The sequence below is a fragment of the Mycolicibacterium anyangense genome, from assembly GCF_010731855.1.
Taxonomy (GTDB): Bacteria; Actinomycetota; Actinomycetes; order Mycobacteriales; family Mycobacteriaceae; genus Mycobacterium; species Mycobacterium anyangense.
In genome coordinates, this window is record NZ_AP022620.1 from 3,010,748 (window position 1) to 3,034,277 (window position 23,530).

At 68.2% G+C, this 23,530-nt stretch carries 23 protein-coding genes and 1 tRNA gene; 15 read left to right on the top strand and 9 right to left on the bottom strand.

What is annotated here, in order from left to right:
- Positions 1 to 49: 49 nt before the first annotated feature.
- On the bottom strand, positions 50 to 643 hold the full coding sequence (locus tag G6N35_RS14040; RefSeq protein ID WP_163807672.1) for a TetR/AcrR family transcriptional regulator: 594 nt from the start codon (positions 641 to 643) through the stop codon (positions 50 to 52).
- Positions 644 to 738: 95 nt separating this feature from the next.
- On the opposite strand from G6N35_RS14040, the gene G6N35_RS14045 reads away from it, so the two are divergent.
- The 9 genes from G6N35_RS14045 (at position 739) to G6N35_RS14085 (ending at position 7,295) form a co-directional block, all read left to right on the top strand.
- A tRNA-Gln gene (locus G6N35_RS14045) sits at positions 739 to 810 on the top strand.
- Positions 811 to 919: 109 nt separating this feature from the next.
- A complete protein-coding gene (glmU, locus tag G6N35_RS14050) occupies positions 920 to 2,383 on the top strand; it encodes a bifunctional UDP-N-acetylglucosamine diphosphorylase/glucosamine-1-phosphate N-acetyltransferase GlmU (protein WP_163804808.1) in 1,464 nt (487 codons plus the stop codon).
- 94 nt (positions 2,384 to 2,477) lie between these two features.
- Entirely contained in the window at positions 2,478 to 3,458 is a 981-nt protein-coding gene (locus G6N35_RS14055; protein WP_163804809.1) for a ribose-phosphate diphosphokinase, read from the top strand.
- Positions 3,455 to 3,799, top strand: a complete 345-nt coding sequence (arsC, locus tag G6N35_RS14060) for an arsenate reductase (glutaredoxin) (protein WP_163804810.1) — start codon at positions 3,455 to 3,457, stop codon at positions 3,797 to 3,799. The genes G6N35_RS14055 and arsC overlap by 4 nt, the downstream gene beginning before the upstream one ends.
- The gene (locus tag G6N35_RS14065) at positions 3,796 to 4,440 is read left to right on the top strand and encodes an LpqN/LpqT family lipoprotein (RefSeq protein ID WP_322790606.1); all 645 of its coding nucleotides are present in this window, start codon (positions 3,796 to 3,798) and stop codon (positions 4,438 to 4,440) included. The genes arsC and G6N35_RS14065 overlap by 4 nt, the downstream gene beginning before the upstream one ends.
- A gap of 22 nt (positions 4,441 to 4,462) precedes the next feature.
- Entirely contained in the window at positions 4,463 to 5,329 is an 867-nt protein-coding gene (locus tag G6N35_RS14070) for an oxidoreductase (protein ID WP_163804811.1), read from the top strand.
- 139 nt (positions 5,330 to 5,468) lie between these two features.
- Positions 5,469 to 6,110, top strand: a complete 642-nt coding sequence (locus G6N35_RS14075; RefSeq protein WP_163804812.1) for a 50S ribosomal protein L25/general stress protein Ctc — start codon at positions 5,469 to 5,471, stop codon at positions 6,108 to 6,110.
- A 9-nt stretch (positions 6,111 to 6,119) separates the two neighbouring features.
- Entirely contained in the window at positions 6,120 to 6,695 is a 576-nt protein-coding gene (pth, locus tag G6N35_RS14080) for an aminoacyl-tRNA hydrolase (protein WP_163804813.1), read from the top strand.
- An 87-nt stretch (positions 6,696 to 6,782) separates the two neighbouring features.
- A complete protein-coding gene (locus G6N35_RS14085; RefSeq protein ID WP_163804814.1) occupies positions 6,783 to 7,295 on the top strand; it encodes a DUF6611 family protein in 513 nt (170 codons plus the stop codon).
- On the opposite strand, the gene G6N35_RS14090 is transcribed toward G6N35_RS14085, so the two are convergent.
- The 3 genes from G6N35_RS14090 to G6N35_RS14100 all read right to left on the bottom strand — a co-directional run bounded on the left by G6N35_RS14090 (position 7,244) and on the right by G6N35_RS14100 (position 11,286).
- Entirely contained in the window at positions 7,244 to 8,269 is a 1,026-nt protein-coding gene (locus G6N35_RS14090) for an epoxyqueuosine reductase (protein ID WP_163804815.1), read from the bottom strand. The two genes, G6N35_RS14085 and G6N35_RS14090, sit on opposite strands and share 52 nt — an antisense overlap.
- 104 nt (positions 8,270 to 8,373) lie before the next feature.
- Positions 8,374 to 10,008, bottom strand: a complete 1,635-nt coding sequence (locus G6N35_RS14095; protein WP_163804816.1) for a fatty acyl-AMP ligase — start codon at positions 10,006 to 10,008, stop codon at positions 8,374 to 8,376.
- A gap of 324 nt (positions 10,009 to 10,332) precedes the next feature.
- Positions 10,333 to 11,286: a 4-(cytidine 5'-diphospho)-2-C-methyl-D-erythritol kinase gene (locus G6N35_RS14100; protein WP_163804817.1), complete on the bottom strand. Its 954-nt coding sequence runs from the start codon at positions 11,284 to 11,286 to the stop codon at positions 10,333 to 10,335.
- A 67-nt stretch (positions 11,287 to 11,353) separates the two neighbouring features.
- Between G6N35_RS14100 and G6N35_RS14105 the strand changes: the two genes are divergently transcribed.
- Positions 11,354 to 12,154, top strand: coding sequence for a serine/threonine-protein kinase (locus tag G6N35_RS14105; protein ID WP_163804818.1), 801 nt, complete (start codon positions 11,354 to 11,356; stop codon positions 12,152 to 12,154).
- Here the strand turns inward: G6N35_RS14105 and rsmA are convergent.
- The 3 genes from rsmA to G6N35_RS14120 form a co-directional block, all read right to left on the bottom strand.
- Positions 12,148 to 13,065, bottom strand: a complete 918-nt coding sequence (gene rsmA, locus G6N35_RS14110) for a 16S rRNA (adenine(1518)-N(6)/adenine(1519)-N(6))-dimethyltransferase RsmA (protein ID WP_163804819.1) — start codon at positions 13,063 to 13,065, stop codon at positions 12,148 to 12,150. The two genes, G6N35_RS14105 and rsmA, sit on opposite strands and share 7 nt — an antisense overlap.
- Positions 13,062 to 14,183: a resuscitation-promoting factor gene (locus G6N35_RS14115; protein WP_163804820.1), complete on the bottom strand. Its 1,122-nt coding sequence runs from the start codon at positions 14,181 to 14,183 to the stop codon at positions 13,062 to 13,064. Before G6N35_RS14115 ends, rsmA begins: the two co-directional genes overlap by 4 nt.
- A 139-nt stretch (positions 14,184 to 14,322) precedes the next feature.
- Entirely contained in the window at positions 14,323 to 15,150 is an 828-nt protein-coding gene (locus G6N35_RS14120) for a TatD family hydrolase (RefSeq protein ID WP_163804821.1), read from the bottom strand.
- A gap of 26 nt (positions 15,151 to 15,176) precedes the next feature.
- Between G6N35_RS14120 and metG the strand changes: the two genes are divergently transcribed.
- The 4 genes from metG to G6N35_RS14140 are packed head-to-tail and all read left to right on the top strand — an operon-like array spanning position 15,177 to position 20,186.
- Positions 15,177 to 16,730, top strand: coding sequence for a methionine--tRNA ligase (gene metG / locus G6N35_RS14125; protein WP_163804822.1), 1,554 nt, complete (start codon positions 15,177 to 15,179; stop codon positions 16,728 to 16,730).
- A gap of 49 nt (positions 16,731 to 16,779) precedes the next feature.
- Complete coding sequence (locus tag G6N35_RS14130; RefSeq protein WP_163804823.1) at positions 16,780 to 17,973, top strand: NAD(P)/FAD-dependent oxidoreductase; 1,194 nt, start codon at positions 16,780 to 16,782, stop codon at positions 17,971 to 17,973.
- Positions 17,970 to 18,863 carry an RNA polymerase sigma-70 factor gene (locus G6N35_RS14135; protein WP_163804824.1) on the top strand — a complete coding sequence of 298 codons (894 nt, stop codon included), beginning with the start codon at positions 17,970 to 17,972 and terminating at the stop codon, positions 18,861 to 18,863. The genes G6N35_RS14130 and G6N35_RS14135 overlap by 4 nt, the downstream gene beginning before the upstream one ends.
- A 42-nt stretch (positions 18,864 to 18,905) precedes the next feature.
- A complete protein-coding gene (locus G6N35_RS14140) occupies positions 18,906 to 20,186 on the top strand; it encodes an aminodeoxychorismate synthase component I (protein WP_163804825.1) in 1,281 nt (426 codons plus the stop codon).
- Here G6N35_RS14140 and rsmI read toward each other — a convergent pair.
- A complete protein-coding gene (rsmI, locus tag G6N35_RS14145; RefSeq protein ID WP_163804826.1) occupies positions 20,108 to 20,947 on the bottom strand; it encodes a 16S rRNA (cytidine(1402)-2'-O)-methyltransferase in 840 nt (279 codons plus the stop codon). The genes G6N35_RS14140 and rsmI overlap by 79 nt on opposite strands.
- 24 nt (positions 20,948 to 20,971) lie before the next feature.
- Between rsmI and G6N35_RS14150 the strand changes: the two genes are divergently transcribed.
- Positions 20,972 to 22,522: a dolichyl-phosphate-mannose--protein mannosyltransferase gene (locus tag G6N35_RS14150; protein ID WP_163804827.1), complete on the top strand. Its 1,551-nt coding sequence runs from the start codon at positions 20,972 to 20,974 to the stop codon at positions 22,520 to 22,522.
- A gap of 23 nt (positions 22,523 to 22,545) precedes the next feature.
- Here G6N35_RS14150 and G6N35_RS14155 read toward each other — a convergent pair whose 3' ends face one another.
- Complete coding sequence (locus G6N35_RS14155) at positions 22,546 to 23,475, bottom strand: LLM class F420-dependent oxidoreductase (RefSeq protein ID WP_163804828.1); 930 nt, start codon at positions 23,473 to 23,475, stop codon at positions 22,546 to 22,548.
- Positions 23,476 to 23,530 lie beyond the last annotated feature (55 nt).

The following is a 23,530-nucleotide window of genomic DNA, read 5'->3' on the forward strand; positions in this document are numbered from 1 at the left end:
ACCATTCTAGGCAGCTTGGACCGAAGCCGTTGCGGCGGGCCTTGATTCGCTAGTCGGCTTCCAGCTGCGGATCGGGCTCGAGATGGGTCAGGCCGTTCCACATCAGGTTCACCAGATGGGCGGCCACCACTTCCTTCTTCGGCTCGCGGGTGTCCAGCCACCACTGGGCGGTCATCGACACCGACCCGACCAGGGCCTGGGCGTACAGCGGTGCCAGTTCGGGGTCCAGGCCGCGGCGGGAGAAGTCACCGGCCAGGATCGAGGACACCTGGTTGACGGCGTCGTTGAGCAGGCTGGAGTAGGTCCCCGTACTGATCGCGGCCGGGGAGTCGCGGATCAGGATCCGGAAGCCGTCGGTGCGCTCCTCGACGTAGGTCAGCAGCGCCAGCGCCACCCGCTCCAACCGCACCCGGGATCGGTTGTTGGTCAGCGAGGAGGTGATGCCGTCCAGCAGCGCCGACATCTCGCGGTCGACGACCACCGCATACAGGCCCTCCTTGCCGCCGAAGTGCTCGTAGACCACCGGCTTGGAGACATTGGCCCGCAGCGCGATCTCCTCGATCGAGGTGCCCTCGTAGCCGCGCTCGGCAAACAGCGTCCTGGCGATGTCGATGAGCTGCCGACGCCGTTCGGTGCCTGTCATCCGCGCCCGAGGTGCGCGCGGCTCCTTCTCGGGTGCTGCCACAAGGGGTGAGCCTATCGGTTTGCACTAGAGTCTCAGGCGAACATTGCAGCCAGTCCGTCGTGGTGTAATCGGCAGCACCTCTGATTTTGGTTCAGATAGTTCAGGTTCGAGTCCTGGCGACGGAGCGAGCTCTCGGCGAGCGACCCTTGGCCGAGTGCAACTAGAGCGCGACTGTGCGGTTTCATACGGCGTGGACGGCGTGGCGCGTATGAAACCGCACACTGGGAGGTCTGGGTGACCACACACCACCGCGCAGCTGTCCTGGTCCTCGCGGCCGGCGCAGGCACCCGGATGCGGTCGGACACCCCCAAGGTTCTGCACACCCTCGGTGGGCGCAGCATGCTGGCCCACGCGTTGCACGCGGTCGCCAAGCTGGCCCCCGAACAGGTCGTGGTCGTCCTGGGCAAGGACCGCGAGCGGATCGCCCCGGTGGTCGGCGACCTGGCCACCGCCCTGGGCCGCGCGGTCGAGGTGGCCGTCCAGGATCAGCAACTGGGCACCGGGCACGCCGCCATGTGCGGGCTGTCCGCGCTCCCCGACGACTTCGACGGCGTCGTGGTCGTCACCGCCGGTGACGTGCCGCTGCTCGACGCCGAAACCCTGGCAGCCCTGATCGACAGCCACCGCGGCGAAGGCGCGGCCGTGACCGTGCTGACCACCACCGTTCCCGACGCCACCGGCTACGGCCGCATCCTGCGCACCCAGGACGGCGAGGTGATCGCCATCGTCGAAGAGACCGACGCCACCCCGCAGCAGCGCGCCATCCGCGAGGTCAACGCCGGCATCTACGCCTTCGACATCGCCGCGCTGCGCTCCGGGCTGAGCCGGCTGTCGTCCGACAACGCCCAGCACGAGCTGTACCTGACCGACCTCATCTCGATCGTGCGGGCCGACGGCCAGGTGGTGCACGCCAACCACGTCGACGACCACGCCCTGGTGGCCGGGGTGAACGACCGGGTGCAGCTGGCCAATCTCGCCCGCGAGCTGAACCGCCGGATCGTCGAACGCCACCAGCGCGCCGGGGTCACCGTCATCGATCCGGCCACCACCTGGATCGACGTCGACGTCGAGATCGGGCGGGACACCGTCATCGCGCCCGGGACCCAGCTGCTGGGCGTGACGTCCATCGGCTCCGGGTGCACCATCGGGCCCGACACCACGCTGACCGCCATGGAAGTCGGCGACGGCGCCTCGGTGATCCGCACCCACGGCGAGCTCTCGGTGATCGGCGAGCGCGCGACCGTCGGTCCGTTCAGCTACCTGCGCCCCGGCACCGAGCTGGGCGCAGGCGGCAAGCTCGGCGCCTTCGTCGAGACCAAGAACGCCGTGATCGGGCGGGGCACCAAGGTGCCGCACCTGACGTATGTCGGTGACGCCGACATCGGCGAGCACAGCAACATCGGCGCCTCCAGCGTCTTCGTCAACTACGACGGCGAGAACAAGAGCCGCACCACCATCGGTTCGCACGTGCGGACCGGCTCGGACACCATGTTCGTCGCCCCGGTCAGCGTCGGCGACGGCGCGTACACGGGTGCGGGCACCGTCCTGCGCGAGGACGTCCCGCCCGGCGCCCTGGCCGTGTCGGCCGGGCCCCAGCGGACCATCGCGGACTGGGTACTGGTCAAGCGGCCGAACAGCGCCTCGGCCGAGGCCGCCCGCAAGGCCAAACACGCCGCCGAGGACACCGCCGAAGGGTGATCCACGTCGCCAGATGTTGCCTTTTTGGTAACCCGGCGCACCGGCACCGTACGATTGGCCCGTATCGATCCCCGACCGGCAAGGGCAGCACACAGTGGGCACGGACTGGACCGACAACCGCAAGAACCTGATGCTTTTCTCGGGCCGGGCGCACCCCGAACTCGCCGAGCAGGTAGCCAAAGAGCTCAACATCCAGGTCACCGCGCAGACCGCACGAGACTTCGCCAACGGGGAGATCTTCGTCCGTTTCGACGAATCGGTGCGCGGCTGTGACGCGTTCGTCCTGCAGTCCCATCCGGCGCCGCTGAACAAGTGGCTGATGGAACAGCTGCTGATGATCGACGCCCTCAAGCGCGGCAGCGCCAAGCGGATCACCGCGATCCTGCCGTTCTACCCTTACGCCCGCCAGGACAAGAAGCACCGCGGCCGCGAGCCCATCTCGGCCCGCCTGGTCGCCGACCTGCTCAAGACCGCCGGCGCTGACCGCATCGTCTCGGTGGACCTGCACACCGACCAGATCCAGGGCTTCTTCGACGGTCCGGTGGACCACATGCGGGCCCAGCCGCTGCTGACCGGCTACATCCGGGACAACTACAACTGCGAGAACGTGGTCGTGGTCTCGCCGGACTCCGGCCGGGTGCGGGTCGCCGAGAAGTGGGCCGACGCGCTGGGCGGCACACCGCTGGCCTTCATCCACAAGACCCGCGACCCGCGGGTGCCCAACCAGGTGGTGTCCAACCGCGTGGTCGGTGAGGTCGAAGGCAAGACCTGCGTTCTGACCGACGACATGATCGACACCGGCGGCACCATCGCCGGCGCGGTCAAACTGCTGCGCAACGACGGCGCCAAGGACGTCATCATCGCCGCCACCCACGGCGTGCTGTCCGAGCCTGCCGCCGAGCGGCTGGCCGACAGCGGGGCCCGCGAGGTGATCGTCACCAACACCCTGCCCATCGAAGAGTCCAAGCGCTTCCCGCAGCTGACCGTGCTGTCCATCGCCCCGCTGCTGGGCAGCACCATCCGGGCGGTGTTCGAAAACGGCTCGGTCACCGGACTTTTCGACGGCGACGCATGACCGAAGCCGTCATCTATCACAACCCCCGCTGCAGCACCTCGCGTAAGACGCTGGAGTTGTTGCGCGACAACGGTATCGAGCCGACGATCGTCGAATACCTGAAGACTCCGCCGTCGCGGGCACAGATCGCCGCCCTGATCGCCGACGCCGGTATCGACGTGCGCACGGCGGTGCGCAAACGCGAATCCCTGTACAGCGAACTGAACCTGGCCGACGCTGAGGACGCCGCACTGCTCGATGCCATGGCCGCCAACCCGATCCTCATCGAGCGCCCGTTCGTGGTGACCCCCAAAGGCACCCGGTTGGCCAGGCCGATCGACGCGGTCCACGAGATTCTGTGAGAGCACGCGCGGCGGCTGCCTCGCTCGCACTGGCCACCATGCTGACGGCCTGCGGGGCGGACCCGCCGGACTACTCCTCGGTGTGGACCTCATCCCCGACCACCACTACCACGACGAGTTCCGATAAGCCGCAAGCACTTTCGGAATACCTCTACGGACTCGGCGTAACCGGCGAGCAGGTCCCGCTGGACAAGCTCACCGACATCTCGGTCACGCTGCCGCGCCCGCCGGGCTGGACCAAGTACGACAACCCGAACTTCTCCCCCGGCACCGCCGTCATCGCCAAGAACAACACCTACCCGACGGCAATGGTGGTGGTGCTCAAGCTGACCGGCAACTTCGACGTGGCCGAGGCGCTCAAGCACGCCCCGGTGGATGCCGAGATGTCGAAGAACTTCACCAAGCTGAACTCCTCGACCGACAACTTCGACGGGTTCCCGTCGGCCATGATCGAGGGCAGCTACGACCTGAACAACGTTCGGCTGCACTCCTACAACCGGGTGGTGATCCCGGTGACGCCCGCACCGAAGTTCCAGCGCTACCTGGTGCAGTTCACCGTGACGACGCTGGCCAACCAGGCCGCCGCGCAGGCCGACGACGTCGAGGCCATCATCAAGGGCTTCTCGGTCACGCTGAAGTAGTCACCCCCCTAGAGTGGTCGCCATGAGTTGGACCGCAGCAGACCTGCCCTCCTTCGCCGGCCGCACCGTCATCGTCACCGGCGCCAACAGCGGCCTGGGCCTGGTGACGGCCCGCGAACTGGCCCGCGCCGGCGCCCACACCATCCTGGCCTGCCGCACCACCTCCAAAGGCGACGAGGCCGCCGCCACCATGACCGGCAATGTCGAGGTCCGCGCCCTGGATCTGCAGAACCTGGCCTCGGTGCGCGAGTTCGCCGACGGCGTCGAGCAGGTCGACGTGCTGATCAACAACGCCGGCATCATGGCCGTGCCCTACGCGCTGACCAAGGACGGCTTCGAAAGCCAGATCGGCACCAACCACCTCGGCCACTTCGCGCTCACGAACCTGCTGTTGCCCAAGGTCACCGACCGGGTGGTGACGGTCTCGTCGTTCATGCACACCCTCGGCAAGATCAGCCTGAAGGACCTGAACTGGAAGGCCAGGCCCTACTCGGCGTGGCTGGCCTACGGCCAGTCCAAGCTGGCCAACCTGTTGTTCACCAGCGAGCTGCAGAAGCGCCTGGATGCGGCCGGTTCCGCAGTGCAGTCCTATGCCGCCCACCCCGGCTACTCGGCGACCAACCTGCAGGGCAACACCGGCAACCGGCTGGGCACCCAGGTCTGGGACGCCGGCAACAGCATCTTCGCCACCAGCGCGGACTTCGGCGCCCGCCAAACGCTCTACGCGGCATCCCAGCAGCTGCCCGGCAACACCTACGTCGGGCCGCGGTTCGTCATGCGCGGGCCCACCGGCCCCACGTGGCGCACCCCGCTGGCCAAGGACGCCACGACGGCCCGGGGTCTCTGGCAGCTGTCCGAGCAGCTCACGGGCACCGAATTTCCGCTCTGAGGCCCCGGTCGGCTAGTCTTTGGAGCGCGTCACGGCGAGGGTGGTCCGGCCACCGTTATCGACGAGGCTTCGCGGAAGCGATCTGGTGCCTGCCTTTGCCGTGCGGATGACCCACGACAGGCAACACAGGAGCACCATCATGGCCAAGAACCCCGTCAACAAGCTCACCGTCACCGTGCGCAGCGCCACCGGTAAGGGCGCGTCGCGGCGCGCCCGCCGCGAGGGCCTGGTGCCCGTCGTGCTCTACGGCCACGGCACCGACCCGCAGCACCTGGAGCTCAACGCCCGCGACTTCGCCGCCGTGCTGCGCCACGCCGGCACCAACGCGGTGCTCACCCTCGACATCGAGGGCAAGGAGCAGCTGGCGCTGACCAAGTCCATCACCATCCACCCGATCCGCCGCAGCCTGCAGCACGCCGACCTGCTGGTCGTGCGCCGCGGCGAGAAGGTCACCGTCGAGGTCCCGGTGGTCCTCGAGGGCGACGCCGATTCGGGCACCCTGGTGACCCAGGACGCCACCACCATCGAGATCGAGGCCGACGCGCTGTCGATCCCGCAGCAGCTCACCCTGTCGATCGAGGGCGCCGAAGAAGGCACCCAGATCACCGCCGGCCAGGTCGAACTGCCCAGCGGTGTGACCCTGGTCAGCGATCCTGAACTGCTGGTCGTCAACATCGTGTCCGCCCCGACCGCCGAGGACCTCGAGGCCGAGGGCAGCGGTGAAGAGGCCGCCGCCGAGGCTCCGGCCGCCGCCGAGGGCGAGTCGGCCGAGGCCGAGTAAGCCCGGGGCATGGCCGAGCCTCTTCTGGTCGTCGGCCTGGGCAACCCCGGACCGCAGTACGCCAAGACCCGGCACAACGTTGGGTTCATGGTGGCCGATGTACTGGCCGCCCGGATGGGCGCGACGTTCAAGGTGCACAAGCGCTCCGGTGCTGAGATCGTCACCGGACGGCTCGGCCACCGGCCCGTTGTGCTGGCCAAGCCGCGGACGTTCATGAACGAATCCGGGCGCCAGGTCGGCCCGTTGGCCAAGTTTTATTCGGTGCTGCCCACCGACCTGATCGTCATCCACGACGAGCTCGATATCGAGTTCAGTCAGATCCGGCTCAAGCTCGGCGGTGGCGAGGGTGGCCACAACGGGTTGCGCTCCATCGCGAACGCGCTGGGTACCAAGAACTTCCAGCGCGTCCGGGTGGGCATCGGCCGCCCGCCCGGACGTAAGGACCCGGCGGCGTTCGTGCTGGAGAACTTCTCGGCGACCGAACGCACCGAGGTCCCCACGCTGTGCGAGCTGGCCGCCGACGCCTGTGAGCTGCTGATCGACGTGGGCCTGGAAGCCGCCCAGAACCAGGTGCACGCCTGGTGACAGGGAGCCGTCAAAAACCCGGCTGCCGGTGTCAGGATTCCGTATAGATCACCCTGGTGGCCGACGGGCAGGCGTAGACCTCATGGGGTGGATATTTCCGGCATCTGGGGCTCGTTCACCGTCTACCCGGCGCGCTTCGGCGTGACCCGCTACCGGTTGGTGGTGTTCCCGCCCGGGATCAGCCAGCCCCAGCGGCGGGCTCTTCGGCTGTGGCGTGGCTGGCCGCTGTGGGGAGCCGCCCTCTGGGTGGTCCTGCAGATCGGCGGCTCGATGATCGGGATGCCGGAGACCGCGCTCTTCGGTGGCACCATGTTCGTGATCGCCTGCGGGGCAATGACCTTCGCGCTTGCCGGTGATGTGCGCTGGCAGGTCCGCAGCCTGTGGGCGACGTCGATGGCCGGGTATGGCCACCATGAACTGGACCAGCGCTACCGCACACTCAAGGCGATGGCGCACGCCCTTGACCTGGCCGACCTGGCCCTGGACGAGGGCCGTATCTCGGCCGCCGAACACGAGGCCCGGTGGTGGCAGGTGTACGACGCCCTCGATCAGCGCCTGTCCACGCCCGAGTCGACGACCTTGACCGGCTTGTGCGGGTAGCGCTTCTCGGCGTGCGCCTTGGCCTCGGAATTCGGTAGCACGTAGAGGGTTTCCACCTTCTCCTGCAACGGCCGCAACACCAGGTCCATGAAACCCTTGCGGTCGTCCAGGTAGGGCTCGATCACGTCCTCACCGGCCGGGCACACCGCCAGGCAGTAGGCAGCCTTGTAGTTGGCCTTGAACGACAGGCTCTGCCACATCGACGCATTCTCCGAATCGGTGACCCGCGAACGGAAGTCGGCGGCATCGTCGCTGTCGGCGATCGTCTGCGCCCAATCGGTGAAGCCACCCATGAACTCCCGGTAGTTGTGCACCGAACAGGCGACGAAGTCGAACCCGCCGTCCTTCTTGATCGCCCCGACCGGGCACGCGGCGACACACAGCTTGCACTCCAGGCACGGCGAATAGTCCAGCGGCGCACCGTAACTGCTGATCTGGGCGTCGACGAGAACAGTGGCCAGCAGGACGAAGTTGCCGAATCTGGGGTGGATGACATTACGGTGGATGCCCATCACGCCCAGGCCCGCGGCGACCGCGACGGGTTTGTGGGCCACCACCCAGATCCGCCCGGGGTAGCGGTCCATCTCCATCGGGAAGGTGGCCGACGGGTTGAGCGCGCGGTGGCCGGCGTCCTCGAGAGCGCGGGTGATGCGGTGAGCGGCCTCGTTGATGATCTCGCCGCTGCGGTGGAACTCCTGGTTGGCCACACTACGGGCGACCGATCGCACGTTGTCGCGGTTCATCCTGACCACCAGCGAGATGAAGCTCCTCGCGCCCGGCAGGGCCGCCTCGACGTGTTCGCGTTCGGAGGTCAGTGCCGGGTTCTCGACGCTGGCGAAGGCCACGTCGTCTGCTCCGGCGGCCAGGCAGAGCTCGCGTAGCCAGGCGGCGTCGATGACCGTCGGCGGAGCATGCCGGGCCCGGTTGCGGACCGCCTGCACGGTCGGGTGGTCATCGAGTCGTCGCTGCACCATGCTGAGTATGGTACATAATACTCAGCTCAGTACCCCCAGTGGCCAACGACGGCACGGAAAACTGGCCACCTGCGTACGCAGGTGGCCAGTCGACAAGGATGAACTTAGGTGACCAGCGCGACCGAGTTGGCGCGGCGCAGCTTGCCCGACGGCGTCTTCGGGATCGTGCCCGGGCCCAGCACCACGACGTTGCGCGGCCGGACGTCGACCTCGGCGACCACCTCGTGGGCCACCTGGTGCTCGATGCGACGCACCTCGGCCGGGTCCTGCCAGGCGTTGGATTCGACGGCCACCGCAAAAGTCTCCCGCGAGTGCCCGGCATCGAGGCGCACCGCGACTGCGCAGCCGGGGCGCACGCCCTCGACGCGGCCCGCGGCCCGCTCGATGTCGGTCGGGTAGATGTTGCGCCCGGCCATGATGATGACGTCCTTGACGCGGCCGCACACCACGACGTGGCCGTCGTCGGTCAGGTAGCCGAGGTCGCCGGTGTCCAGCCAACCGTGCTCGTCCTGGCCCGGCACGAAGCCGCCCATCGTGATGTAGCCCGGGGTCAGCGACTCGCCGCGCAGCTCGATGATGCCGACACCGCGGGCGGGCAGCACATTGCCGTCCTCGTCGACGATGCGGGCTTCCAGGTCCTTCAGCAGCGGGCCGAGCGTGGCCAGCCGGCGGGTGTTGCCCTTGCTCGCGGGCACGGCCCGGCGCAGCGCGGCCAGCAGGTCGGCGTCGACCTCGTCGACCACCAGGCCGGCGCCGCACTCCGAGAACGACACCGCCAGGGTGGTCTCGGCCATGCCGTACGCCGGCAGGATGGCTTCCGGTCGCAGCCCGAACGGCTTGCCGGCGTCCAGCAGGTCCTCGACGTCGGCGGGATCCACCGGCTCGGCACCGGACAGCGCGAACCGCAGTGTCGACAGGTCGTACTCGCCGGGCTTGGCCTGACGGCGCAACCGCTTGGCGAACAGCGCATAGGCGAAGTTCGGGGCGGCGGTCATGGTGCCCTTGTACTTGTCGATGAGCTTGGCCCACAGCAGGGTGTCGCGCAGGAAGTCCATCGGGGTGACCTTGACCAGCTCGGCCCCGAAGTACATCGGGATGGTCAGGAAGCCCACCATGCCCATGTCGTGGAAGCAGGGCAGCCAGCTGACCATGACGTCGGTCTCGATGTCGTACTTGGCCCCGATGAACATCGCCTCGGCATTGGAGTGGATGTTGCGATGGGTGATGACGACGGCCTTCGGAGAACCAGTCGATCCGGACGTCAGCTGCATCAGGGCGACGTCGTCTTCGGAGGTCTCGATGGGGTCGATCGGCTCGGCGGCCAGCAGGTCCTCGACCGTGAGGACGGTGACACCGGCCTCCTGGAGAACCGGGATCGCGACCAGGAACGGGTCGGAGATGATGACGGCCCTGGCCTCGATCATGTCGATGACGGTCGCGGTGTCCTTGGCCCATTGCTCGAGATCGGTGCGCGGGGTGGGCTGGTGCAGCATGGTCAGGCTGGCGCCACGCATCCACAGACCCTGGGCCACCGGGGCGATCTCGACCGGCGCACCGGCGAGCACGCCGATGGCGTCACCGAGACCGATGTCGGCGGCGGCCAGGCCGCCGGCGATGCGGCGGGCCCGTTCGTGCACCTCACGCCAGGTGTGCCGCACCGGTTCGGCGGGCTCACCGGTGACCATCCCCTTGGAACTGGTCATGGCGCTGTGGAACATCTTGTCGGTGAAACGGCTCACGATGACCTCCTCGGCATCCGGAGCTGGCCGTCCTGCGTCGCTGTGCACGGCGCAAAAGCCCGGAATTTCATGCTCCACCTGCCAGAACGTGCCGTATAGGAGGCACGCCAGTACGAGTCGGGAGCTTTTCGGTCTCGAAACGGTGATGGGTCGGCGTCGCCAGGCCACCGCCCGCCCCTGATCGGGGTGGGCGATCCGCACTCATCCAGTGCCAGGCCGCTAGTCATCACCGCCGATCATCTTAAACTTCCCTTAAGTTACCGCCAAGTTTTCGTAGCAATTGAGGGCTGAGTCACACAACAGCCGGTAACCACGCCCGGGTGACTACGGCGACAGACCTGCCACCACCCGAGCGCCGTGCACCGGGCCACTGGCCACCCGAACGGTGCGACACACCCCCGCGCCGGCCAGTTCGGTCCCCACGTCGACGGCCGCCGCCGACGACGCGCACAGGAACGCGCACGTCGGCCCGGAACCGGACACGATGCCCGCCAGGGCGCCCGCATCGGTACCGGCCCGCAAGGTACGGCGCAGGTCCGGATTCAAGCTCAGCGCGGCCGGTTGCAGATCGTTGCCCAGCAGCGGAGCCAGCTCACGGGGATCACCGGAGGCCAACGCCCCCAGCAGCGGCTCGGGGTCGTCCAAGCGCGGCGGCGCCCCGGTCTCGCGCAGCCGGTCGATCTCGTGGTAGACCGCAGCCGTCGACAGTCCGCCGACGCCGAACGCCAGCACCCAGTGGAAGGTGCTGCGGGCCAGCACGGTGGCCAGCTCCTCGCCGCGGCCGGTGCCCAGCGCGGTGCCACCGTGCAGGGCGAACGGCACGTCACTGCCCAGTTCGGCGGCCAGCGCGTGCAGGTCCCGGCGCGGTACGCCCAGCTCCCACAGCGTGTTCATGGCCACCAGGACCGCGGCGGCATCGGCGCTGCCGCCGGCCATCCCGCCGGCCACCGGGATCGACTTTTCGATGGTGATCTCGACATCCGGGGCGCGTCCGACGTGGTCGGCCATCAGCTCGGCGGCCTGCCAGGCGATATTGCGTTCGTCGGCGGGTAGCTCATCGGCGCCCTCGCCGACGGTCTGCAACGAGAGCACGTCGGCGTTGCGCACAGTGACCTCGTCGACCAGCGACACCGCATGGAAGACGGTGGTGAGCTCGTGGAAGCCGTCGTCGCGACGGTCACCGACGCCGAGGTAGAGGTTCACCTTGCCCGGTACCCGCACCGTCACCGACCCGGTCGGCACCCATTCCGGAGCGATCGAGCCATTGGACCGAGACACCGCACGAGACTATCGCGCCCAGCCCAATCGCCCGACGCCGAACAGAGCCGAATCTAGGGTCGATGGTGTGACGCACCCCGGACAGCGATTCGAGGGCTACGTCGTCGAGTCCGTGATCGGCCACGGCGGTCAGGCGGACGTGTACCGGGCCCGCCAGCACAACCGGATCGTCGCCCTGAAGGTTCTCGACGAACTCCACCGCGACCCGGCGAGCACCGCCCGGCTGGCCCGCGAGTTCCGCATTGCCGCCAGCCTGCAGCACCCGCACATCGTGCCGGTCTTCGATCACGGCCCGATCTGGATCACGATGCACTACGTCGACGGCGGCAGCGCCGCCGGGCTGCCGACCCTGCAGAGCAAGTTGCGGGCACTGGACCAGATCGCCGCGGCGCTCGACCACGCGCACCGCAACGGCATCGTCCACACCGACGTCAAGCCGACGAATATCCTTGTGCACCAAGATTTTTCACAAAGAGGAGCGATGCTCATCGACTTCGGCGTTGCACATGTGCTTGCCGAGGATGTCTGGCACCGGGCACCACAGGTGCTTGCCTCATTGCCCTACGCCGCACCCGAACTGTTGCAGGGACGGTTACCACAGGCCGCCACCGACGAGTACGCCCTGGCGTGCACGGCACTGGAGATCCTGACCGGATTCACCCCATTCGCCGGCGGCAACGCGATGGCGCTCGTCGATGAGCATCTGCACACCGCCCCACCGGAGATGTCCCGACGAGTGCCGTGGCTGTCCCGCTCGTTCGATCTGGTGCTGGCCCGGGCGATCGCCAAGGACCCGGACCGCCGTTACGAATCGTGCGCCGAGATGATGGACCACCTCGGTGACGCTGTGCGCCGCAGCGGTCAGTAGACCTCGGCCGGCCGCGAGGTGCCCTCGTCGAGGGTCTCGGTACTCGGGGTGAAGTTCGCGGAGCGCTGGTAGAGCCGCACGAAGTCGGCCACCCCCAACGTCTCGCCCCGGCGTGCGGGGTCGATGCTGGCGGCCAGCAGGCGCTCGGCGGATTCGTTGCCCGAACCGGCCCATTCCAGGAAGGCGTTGCGGACCGTCTTGCGCCGCTGCGCGAAAGCGATGTCGATCAGCTCGAACACCTTCTCGCGGAAACCGTCCTCGGTGGGCCAGGGCGACACCTCGTGCCGGTCGATGCGGACCAGACCGGAGTACACCCGCGGGATCGGCCAGAACACCGTCGGCGACACCATGCCGTAGCGGCGCACCTTGCCGAAGAACCGCACCTTCACGCTGGGCACGCCGTAATCCTTGCCACCAGGCTCGGCGGCCAGCCGCTCGGCGACCTCGGCCTGGACCATCACCATCACGGTGCGGATCGACGGGAACTCGGCCAGCAGGTGCAGCAGCGCGGGAACCGCGATGTTGTACGGCAGGTTGGCCACCACGGCGGTGGGCAGCTCGGCCATATCAGAGCGCTCCAGCGTGAGAATGTCCTGGTTAAGCACGGTCAACCGGTGGATCTCACTGTGCGAATGCTCGGCGACCGTCTTGGGCAGGCGCGCCGCCAGCAGCGGGTCGATCTCGATGGCCGACACCGTGGCACCCCGGTCGAGCAGGGCAAGGGTCAGCGAGCCGAGTCCGGGGCCGACCTCGAGCACATGGTCGTGCTTGTTGATGCCCGACGCGGAGACGATCCGACGCACGGTGTTGGCGTCATGGACGAAATTCTGACCGAGCGATTTACGTGGCCGAAAGTCGAGTTCTTTGGCCAAGTTTCGGATCTCGGTACGTCCCAGAAGACGAATTGTCACGATGCTCCCCTACCGCACACCGGCCACGCTCCCCATCCTTGTCGTGCCCGAGTAACTTCAGCAATTGCTATTTGTTCTTCTCTGGTTGCCAGATCAGCTCGGCTAGCATACCTCAGGCCACCGTTTCTTTCCCAGGTGTTTTGATCAAACTGGACACCGCCGTAGTACCCGTTGCCAGTGTTGATCGCCCAGTTGCCGCCGGCTTCGCACCGAGAAATCGCATCCCAAATGGCGCCATTAGTTACCGGGGGAACTTCTGTTCCCGGTTTTGCTCCAACGCGGACAACGGATTCACGGGCCGGCACGATAACCGTGTTGGCAACGGGGAGCCGTCCGGTTTCCACACCATTGACCGTCGCGACAGCAAAAGTTACGTCTTGCACACCCGGCGTTCCCGGGTCTTCGACAACCTGACGGCTCATATTCATCGTCGGGTCCTCGATGCGGGTAGCCGGCGGCACCAGCGGTACTTGCTGGGTGACCTTCTCGATCCGGATCCGGGTGACCTGGATCTGCATCCCGGCGATCACCGGGGAGGACGCCGTGGGCACGACCGTATCGGCCTGCTCCAGCGGGACACCGGCGGCCACCAGCAGCGCACCGACGTTCGGAGCCGCCAGGTGCACCGTGCTGACCTGCCCGCCATCGTTGATCTGCACGGTCTTCGCGCTGACCACCGGCAGCGCCATACCTTCCAGGGGCAGGCGGCTGCCGCGCGAGGCCGCAGCCGGCGCGGTGTCGGTCATCTGCAGCTGATGCAGCGCCTCGTCGACGGTCGAGGCGGTGGTCCACACCTGCTGGGCGTTCTGGCCGTCGAGGGAGATCTGCAGCGGGCGGCTGCGGCGCAGCACGATGGTTTCGGCGTCGTGCACGCTCTGGCCGGCGGCCGGGAAGAGGTCGTCGCGATCGGCCACCGAGTAGCCGTTCTCTTCGACGACGTCGATCACCCGCGACTTCATCGTGGTGACCTTCATCTGGGTGCCGTCGACCTCGAGGGTCACGGTCTTGTGCGCGGTCACCGCGAAGATGCCGGCTCCGGCCAGCGTCAGCAGCAGAGCTGCCACGACCAGACGCAGCGTGGGCGACGGCGACTGGTGCAGCTTGGTCAACGCATTCACAAGTCTTCGATCCCGCCTCGGCTACAAAACAAACAGGGGCCCTAACAAGCAGCCCCTTCGATCACAAGACGGTAACGAATCGGGCGAGCAACGGGCAACTTGGTCACCGGTGTCTCAACAACCCCTTAGAGACCCGCACCTAAAAGCCGTAGACACGCCGCGCGGTGGCGCAGGACTGCTCGGCGAGCAGCTCGGCGGGACGGTCGACGACGTCGGCCAGCGCACGCACCGTGTAAGGCAGGCAGTACGGCTCGTTGGGCGCCCCGCGGTAGGGGTGCGGGGTCAGAAACGGCGCGTCGGTCTCGACCAGCAGCTGATCCGGCGGGATCAGCGTCGCGGCCTCCCGCAACTCACGGGCGTTCTTGAAGCTGACCGTGCCGGACAGGCTGAGCACCCACCCGGCGTCGACGCAGGTGCGCGCCATCTGCGGCCCCGAGGAGAAGCAGTGGAAGATCACCGTCTCCGGGGCGCCCTCGGCACGCAGCACGTCGAGCACCTCGGCGTCGGCGTCCCGGTTGTGGATCATCAGCGGCTTGCCGGTCCGCTTGGCCAGGTCGATGTGCCAGGCGAACGCCTCGCGCTGGACGGCGGGCTCGGCACAGCCGTCCAGCTTGCCCGGCCAGTAGAGGTCCATGCCGGTCTCACCGATCGCCACCACTCGTGGCAGGGCGGCCAGTTCCTCGAGTTCGGCCCGGGCGGCCTCGGTCAGCGCGCCGGCCCGGGTCGGGTGCAGCGCCACCGCGGCATAGACCCGCGGGTCCCAGGTGGCGGCCTGTGCCGCCCAGCGGGCGGCGTCGAGGTCGTCGGCGATCGTCACCACAGCCTCCACGCCGACGGCCTCGGCACGGTCCAGGACGGCGTGCACGTCCTGCGCGTCACGGGCGCCGCAGGCATCCAGGTGAGTGTGGGCGTCGATCAGGGGTGCCAACGGCTCTGGTAGCGGCGGTGCCGGACGCTTCGAACCCACCGCAACACAATAAGGTGAATGTCGAGATGAGCCAGCAGACCCCGTTCTACATCACCACGGCGATCGACTACCCCAACGGTGCGCCCCACATCGGGCATGCCTACGAGAAGATCGCGACCGACGCCCTGGCGCGCTTCAAGCGCCTCGACGGGTTCGACGTCCGCTTCCTGACCGGGACCGACGTCCACGGCCTGAAGATGGCCGAGACAGCGGCCGCCCAGGGCATCCCGACCGCGGAGCTGGCCCGGCGCAACTCCGATGTGTTCCAGCAGATGCAGGAGCGGCTCAACATCTCGTTCGACCGGTTCATCCGGACCAGCGACGCCGACCACTACGAGGCCTCCAAGGCCATCTGGCAGCGGATGAACGACGCCGGCGACATCTACCTGGGCAGTTACCAGGGTTGGTACTCGGTGCGCGACGAACGCTTCTTCACCGAGGACGAGACCGAGGTGCGCGACGACGGACTGCGCTACGCCGTCGAGACCGGAACCCCGGTCACCTGGACCGAGGAGCAGACCTACTTCTTCAAGCTGTCGGCCTACGCCGAGCGGCTACTGGCCCACTACGACGCCAACCCCGATTTCATCGGGCCCGACGTCCGGCGCAACGAGGTGGTCAGCTTCGTCTCCGGCGGCCTGCGGGACCTGTCCATCTCGCGCACCACCTTCGACTGGGGCGTGCCGGTGCCCGAACATCCCGAACACGTCATGTACGTGTGGGTCGACGCGTTGACCAACTACCTCACCGGCGTCGGCTTCCCCGACACCGACTCCCCCGCCTTCCGGCGCTACTGGCCAGCCGACGTGCACGTGATCGGCAAGGACATCGTCCGGTTCCACACGGTGTACTGGCCGGCATTCCTGATGTCGGCCGGCATCGAATTGCCCAAGCGGGTGTACGCCCACGGCTTCATCAACGTCAAAGGCGAGAAGATGAGCAAGTCGGTGGGCAACGTGATCGACCCGATCGCGCTGGCCGACGAGTTCGGCGTGGACCAGGTGCGCTACTTCTTCCTGCGCGAGATCCCGTTCGGCCAGGACGGCAGCTACAGCGAGGACGCCATCATCGGCCGGATCAACGCCGACCTGGCCAACGAATTCGGCAACCTGGCCCAGCGCTCGCTGTCGATGGTCAACAAGAACCTCGACGCGCAGGTGCCCACTCCCGGCGAGTTCAGCGCCGAGGACGCCGAGTTGCTGGCGATCGCCGACGGTCTGCTGGACAAGGTGCGGGCCGCCTTCGACGAGCAGGCCATGCACATCGCACTGGAGAGCATCTGGCTGATGCTCGGCGCCGCCAACCGGTACTTCTCGGCGCAGGAACCGTGGGTGTTGCGCAAGTCGGAGTCAGCGGCCGACCAGGAGCGGTTCCGCACCGTGCTGTACGTGACGCTGGAAGTGGTGCGGATCGCCGCACTGCTGGTGCAGCCGGTGGTACCCGAGTCGGCGGCCACCCTGCTGGACCTGCTCGGCCAGCCCGAATCGCAGCGCGACTTCACCGCCGTGGGGGTGCGGATCGCACCGGGGACGGCATTGCCCGCCCCGGCCGGAGTGTTCCCCCGCTACCAAGCGGAGTGATCTAGGTCACGTAGAGTCACAGTCAGGACCTTCACGGTGTCTCGAGGGCATGACTGAACACAACGCTCAACACGGTGCTCAACACACCACTCGCGTCGTCGTCATCGGCGGCGGCTACGCCGGCGTGATCGCAGCCAACCGGCTGCGGCAGCGCCCCGGCGTCCGAGTCACCCTGGTCAACCCGCGGGCGGAATTCGTCGAACGCATCCGCCTGCACCAGTTGGCGGCCGGATCCGACGACGCTGTCGTCGACTTCGCCGACATCCTCGCACCCGGTGTCGAACTGGTCGTCGATGCCGCCACCCGGATCGACACCCGCGCACGCCACGTCGAGCTGTTCACCGGGGAGGCACTGCCCTACGACTACCTGATCTACGCCGTGGGCAGCGGATCGGGCGGACCGGCGGTGCCCGGAGCCGACGAATTCGCTTATCCCATCGCCGATCTCGAAGAAGCCAAGCGCCTGGCCACCGCGCTCGGCGAACTGCCCCACGGCGCGCCGGTGGCCGTCGTCGGCGCCGGGCCCACCGGCATCGAGACCGCCGCCGAACTGGCCGAGCAGGGCCGCGCGGTGACCCTGGTGTGCGGGCCGGTGCTGGGGCCCTACCTGAGCACGCCAGGGCGCCGGTCGGTGGCCAAGCGGCTGCGCAGGCTGGGCGTGCAGATCATCGACGGGCCGGGAGCCAGGGTGGCGGCAGTCGAGCCGGACGCGGTGGTGCTGGCCGACGGCAGGCAGGTCCGCAGTCTGGTGACGATCTGGAGTGCCGGGTTCGGTGTGCCAGACCTGGCGGCCAGGTCTGGACTGCGAACCGACACGATCGGGCGGCTGCTCACCGACGAGACGCTGACCAGCATCGACGATCCGCGGGTGGCGGCCGCCGGCGATTGCGCCGCCCCGTCGGGCGAGCCGCTGCGGATGAGCTGCCAGGCCGCGCTGCCGCTGGGCGCCCAGGCTGCCGATACCGTGCTCGCCCGCATCGACGGGGAGCAGCCGGCCGCGATCAAGCAGGCCTTCACCGGCCAGTGCATCAGCCTGGGCCGCGCGGCGGGCACCATCCAGATCGCCCGCCCCGACGACACCGCGCTGCCGCTCTACATCGGCGGGCGGTTGGCCGCACGGATCAAGGAGGCTATCTGCACGGCCACCATCAGCGGGCTGCGCCGGGAAGCCCGCAAGCCCGGGTCGTACATCTGGATCAAGGCTGGCAAGCGGCCGGCGGCCCAGACGGTGCCGGCCCCGTGACGGCCGCCGACGAGCACGCCGAGCGGTTCACCGCGCTGCGGCCGCTGCTGTTCACCATCGCCTACGAGATCCTGGGTTCGGCCACCGAGGCCGACGACGTACTGCAGGACGGTTACCTGCGCTGGTCGGGTGTGGACCTGAACCAGGTGCGCGACACCAAGGCCTATCTGGCGCAGCTGGTGACCCGCCAGGCGCTGAACACCCTGCGCACCCAGGCCCGCCGGCGCGAGGACTATGTGGGGCCGTGGTTGCCGGAGCCGCTGCTGCTCGACGAGACGGACGCCGCCAGCGATGTGGTGCTGGCCGAGTCGGTGTCGATGGCGATGCTGGTGGTACTGGAGACGCTGAGCCCCGATGAGCGCGCAGTGTTCGTGCTGCGCGAGGTGTTCGGGTTCAGTCACGACGAAATCGCCTCGGCGGTAGGCAAATCCACGGCCGCGGTGCGTCAGATGGCGCACCGCGCCCGCGAGCACGTGCAGTCACGGCGCAGGCGTTTCGAGCCGGTGGACCCCGGCAAGTCCGAACAGATCACCACCCAGTTCCTGGTGGCGGCGGCCACCGGTGACCTGCAGGGGCTGATGGCGATGCTGGCCCCCGACGTGGTGTTCACCTCCGACAGCGACGGAAAGGTCAGTGCGGCACGGCGGCCGGTGCTGGGGGCCGAGAAGGTGGCCAGGCTGCTGATCGGTCTGATGAGCCGGGCCGGCGCGCAATACCGGGTGGAACTGGCGTCCTACAACAGCGCGCCGGCGGCGATCGTCTACCGCGACGACCGGCCGGACAGTGTGTTCATGATCGAGGTGATCGACGGCAAGATCACCAACTTCTACGCGATGCGCAACCCGGAGAAGCTGGCGTCGGTGACGGTGCCCCGCGAGATCAGCCGCTAGCGCGACTTTGCGTCTGCTCGGCCCAGCCGTCAGGCTTAGCCGATGCGCATCGAGCGGCTCGGCGACATCGGCACCGCGCCCGACGTGCTGCGGATGCTCGCCGACGCCACCGCCCGGCGCGGCCTGCCCGGCCCGGCGGCGCTGACCGGTGACTGGTTCGGCGCGGCGGCAGTGATCGCCCCGAGCGTACCGATCCGAGCCGTCGCCACCGACGACGTCTTCGCCGTGACCCCGGGTCACCGCACCGACGCCGTCGGCGGCGGCTGGATCGGGTACCTGTCGTATCCCGACGCAGCCGCCGACGGCAGCCCCGCCCGGATCCCCGAGGCCGCCGGCGGCTGGACCGACTGCGTGCTGCGGCTGGACCACGACGGTGACTGGTGGCACGAAAGCCTCAGCGGCGCAACGGTTGCATCCTGGGTGCACGACGCCCTTACCCGGCCGGCTCCGCCCAGAACTTGCGAGATCGACTGGGCCACGCCTGATTTCGCCGCCCACCAGGACGGGGTGCGGCAGTGCCTGGATGCCATCGCCGCCGGCGAGGTGTACCAGGCCTGCGTGTGCACCCAGTTCACCGGCACCGCGACCGGTTCGCCACTGGAGTTCTTCGCCGAGGCGGTCAGCCGCACCACACCGGCCCGCGCGGCCTACGTCTCCGGCGACTGGGGCGCGGTGGCCTCGTTGTCACCGGAGCTGTTCCTGCTCCGTCGCGGCAGTCGGGTGGTGTCCAGCCCGATCAAGGGAACGCTGCCGTTGCACGCCGACCCGGCCGCGCTGCGGGCGTCGGCCAAGGACGTCGCCGAGAACATCATGATCGTCGATCTGGTGCGCAACGACCTCGGCCGGGTGGCCGAGGTCGGCTCCGTCGGTGTGCCCGAACTGCTGGCCGTGCATCCGGCCCCCGGGGTGTGGCACCTGGTGTCCACGGTGCGCGCCGCCGTACCCGCCGACCTGCCCACCGCCGAGGTGCTGGCCGCGACATTCCCGCCGGCCTCGGTCACCGGAACGCCGAAAACTAGGGCCCGTCAACTACTTTCGCGCTGGGAGCCGCACCGCCGCGGCGTGTACTGCGGCACCGTGGGGATGGCCTCCCCGATCGCAGGCACCGAGTTGAACGTGGCGATCCGGACGGTCGAATTCGACTCCGCCGGCGGCGCCGTACTGGGCGTGGGCGGGGGGATCACCGCCGACTCCGACCCGCTGGCGGAATGGCAGGAGTGCCTGCACAAGGCCGCCCCGGTGATCTACGGTTCGCGTGAGCGCAGCACCGCGTCGTACAGTTCGCGCCGCGACGGCGCACCCGGGTGGGCGTCGATCACCTGAGCGCAGGCGTCCTTGACCCGCATCCCGTCCTCGACCAGAGCGGTGACCGCGGCGACCAGCGTCGCCACATCAGCCACCGGCCGGGCGCCGTCGAGCACCACGGTGATCTCGCCCAGCACCTTGTCATCAGCCCAGTCGGCGAGTTCGGCCAGCGACCCGCGCAGCACCTCTTCATGCGTCTTGGTCAGTTCGCGGCACACCACCACGCGACGCTGCCCGCCCAACTCGTCGACCGCGTCGCGCAGCGTCTCGGCCAGCCTGCGCGGGGACTCGAAGAACACCGTGGTGCGCTGTTCGGTGGCCAGCCCGGCCAGCCAGGCCCGGCGCGCGGACTGTTTGCGCGGCGCGAAACCTTCGAAGCAGAAGCGATCGGACGGCAGGCCGGACACGGCCAGCGCGGTGGTGACCGCCGACGGTCCGGGCAGGCAGGTCACCGCCAGCCCCGCCTCGACAGCAGCGGTCACCATCCGGTACCCCGGATCGTTGATCAGCGGCATCCCGGCGTCGCTGACCACCAGCACGGTGGCACCGGCCTTGATCTCGTCGATCAGCCCCGGCACCCGGGTCGCCTCGTTCTGGTCGAACAGGCTGACCACCCGGCCGCCGATCGTCACACCGAGGGACTGGGCCAGTGTGCGGGCCCGCCGGGTGTCCTCGGCGGCGACGATGTCGGCGCTGGCCAGTGCGTCGACCAGCCGTTTCGAGGCGTCCGACGGCTGGCCCAACGGCGTGGCACCAAGCAGCAGTCGACCGGTCGTCACGCCCACAGCCTACGATCGACACCGATGACTGCCACCACTGATGACCTGGTCGCGCCTGCGCGCCACGCACCCGTCATCAGCCCGGGGCCTCTGGTACCGGTCGCCGACTTCGGACCGCTCGACCGGATCGAGGGATGGGCGGCCACCGCCGTCGTCGCCGCACTGGCCGCGCTGACCCGGCTGATGAACCTCGGCTCGCCCACCGACGCCGGCACCCCGATCTTCGACGAGAAGCACTACGCGCCGCAGGCCTGGCAGATGCTGCACAACTACGGTGTGGAGGACAACCCCGGCTTCGGCCTGGTGGTGCACCCGCCGGTCGGCAAGCAGATGATCGCCATCGGTGAGGCGCTGTTCGGCTACAACGGCGTGGGCTGGCGGTTCACCAGCGCGGTGCTGGGCGTCATCCTGGTAGCGCTGGTGGTGCGGATCGTGCGCCGGATCACCCGCTCCACCATGATCGGGGCGATCGCCGGTCTGCTGCTGATCGCCGACGGTGTCAGCTTCGTCGCCGCCCGTACCGCCCTGCTCGACGCCTTCCTGACGTTCTTCGTGGTGGCGGCGTTCGGCGCGTTGATCGTCGACCGCGACCAGATGCGCGAGCGGATGCACAACGCCCTGCTGGAGGGCCGGATCGCCGAGACGCCGTGGGGTCCACGCCTGGGGGTGCGGTGGTGGCGGTTCGGTGCGGGCGTGCTGCTGGGCCTGGCGTTGGCCACCAAGTGGTCGGGCCTGTACTACATCGTGTTCTTCGGTGCGATGTCGCTGGCGTTCGACGTCGCCGCGCGCCGCGCCTACCGGGTGCCCCGCCCGTGGTTCGGCACGATCCGGCGCGATCTGGGCCCCACCGGCTACGTCTTCCTACTGATTCCGTTCGCGGTGTACCTGGCCTCGTATGCGCCGTGGTTCTCCTCGGAGACCGCGGTCAACCGGTACGAGGTCGGCCAGTCGATCGGCCCGCGGCAGTGGTATCAGCCGCCGGACGCCATCCGCTCGCTGTGGCACTACACCTACAAGGCGTATCACTTCCATTCCACGCTGACCAACGCCAACGGCAACCACCATCCGTGGGAGTCCAAGCCGTGGACATGGCCGATGTCGCTGCGGCCGGTGCTGTACGCGATCGACAACCAGAACGTCCCGGGCTGCGGCGCGGCATCGTGCGTCAAGGCGGTGATGCTCGTCGGCACCCCGGCCATGTGGTGGCTGGCGGTTCCGGTGGTGTTCTACGCGGCATGGCGGATGTTCGTGCGCCGCGACTGGCGCTACGCGGTGGCACTCACCGGGTACGGCGCGGGATTCCTGCCGTGGTTCGCCGACATCGACCGGCAGATGTACTTCTTCTACGCGGTGCCGATGGCGCCGTTCCTGGTCATGATGATCGCGCTGATCCTCGGTGACATCCTGTACGCGCCGCGGCAGAACGCGGAACGACGCACCCTTGGCCTGATCGTGGTGAGCGGGTACCTCGCGGTGGTGATCACCAACTTCGCCTGGCTGTATCCGATCCTGACCGGGATTCCCATCTCGCAGGCGACGTGGAACATGGAGATCTGGCTGCCCAGCTGGCGGTGAGCCGGCCGGGCAGCCAGCGGGTCTCAGAGTCCCAGAGCCGGCTTGAGTGCCTCGGCTACGGCGGTGACCCGTCCCGGGTGGTAGCCGTCGATGCTGGTGACCGGACTCAGGATGACGCCGTCCACACCCGCATCGAGGATCTTGGTCTTGACCTGATCGGCGATCTGCTCCGGGCCGCCGTAGACCGCCTGCTGCCGGAATTCCTCCGGGATGAAATCGGGAGTGACGTTCTCGTCGATGATCGCGATGGCCAGCACGCTGGTCTCCAGCGTGGCCGGGTCACGGCCGATGTCCTCGCAGCGGTCGCGGACCACGCCCACCTTGCGCGCCAGCTCGTCGAATCCGGCGATGATGTTGAGGTGGTCGAAGTAGCGGGCGGCCAACGGGATGGTCTTCTTCTCACCGCTGCCACCGATCATCAGCGGGATGTGCTCGCGGAAGCGCGGATTGGCGAAGGCCTCCTGGGTCTTGTAGTACGCGCCATCCACGCTGACCCGCTCCCCGCGCAGCATCGGCAAGATGATCTCCAGTGCCTCATCGAGCTTCTTGAACCGGTCGGTGAAGGTGCCGAATTCGTAGCCCAGCGAATCGTGCTCGAGTTCGAACCAGCCGGTGCCGATACCGAGGATGGCACGGCCCTGGCTGATCACGTCCAGCGTGGTGATGGCCTTGGCCAGCAAGGTGGGGTTGCGGTAGGTGTTGCCGGTCACCAGGGTGCCGAGCTGGACGTTCTGCGTCGCCGCGGCCAGTGCGCCCAGCGCGGTGTAGGCCTCGAGCATCGGCTCCTCGGGCGCGCCGAGACCGGGGAGCTGATAGAAGTGGTCCATCAGGAACACCGAGTCGAAGCCGGCCTCTTCGGCCTCTCGTGCCTGCGCGACGACCGTCGGGAACATCTCGGCGACACCGGTTCCGTAGGAGAAATTCGGGATCTGCAGTCCAAGTTTGATTGCCATGGGTGGAAACGTAACCCGGATAACCGGGGCATACGCTCCGTTTCCCTCGTGGCGA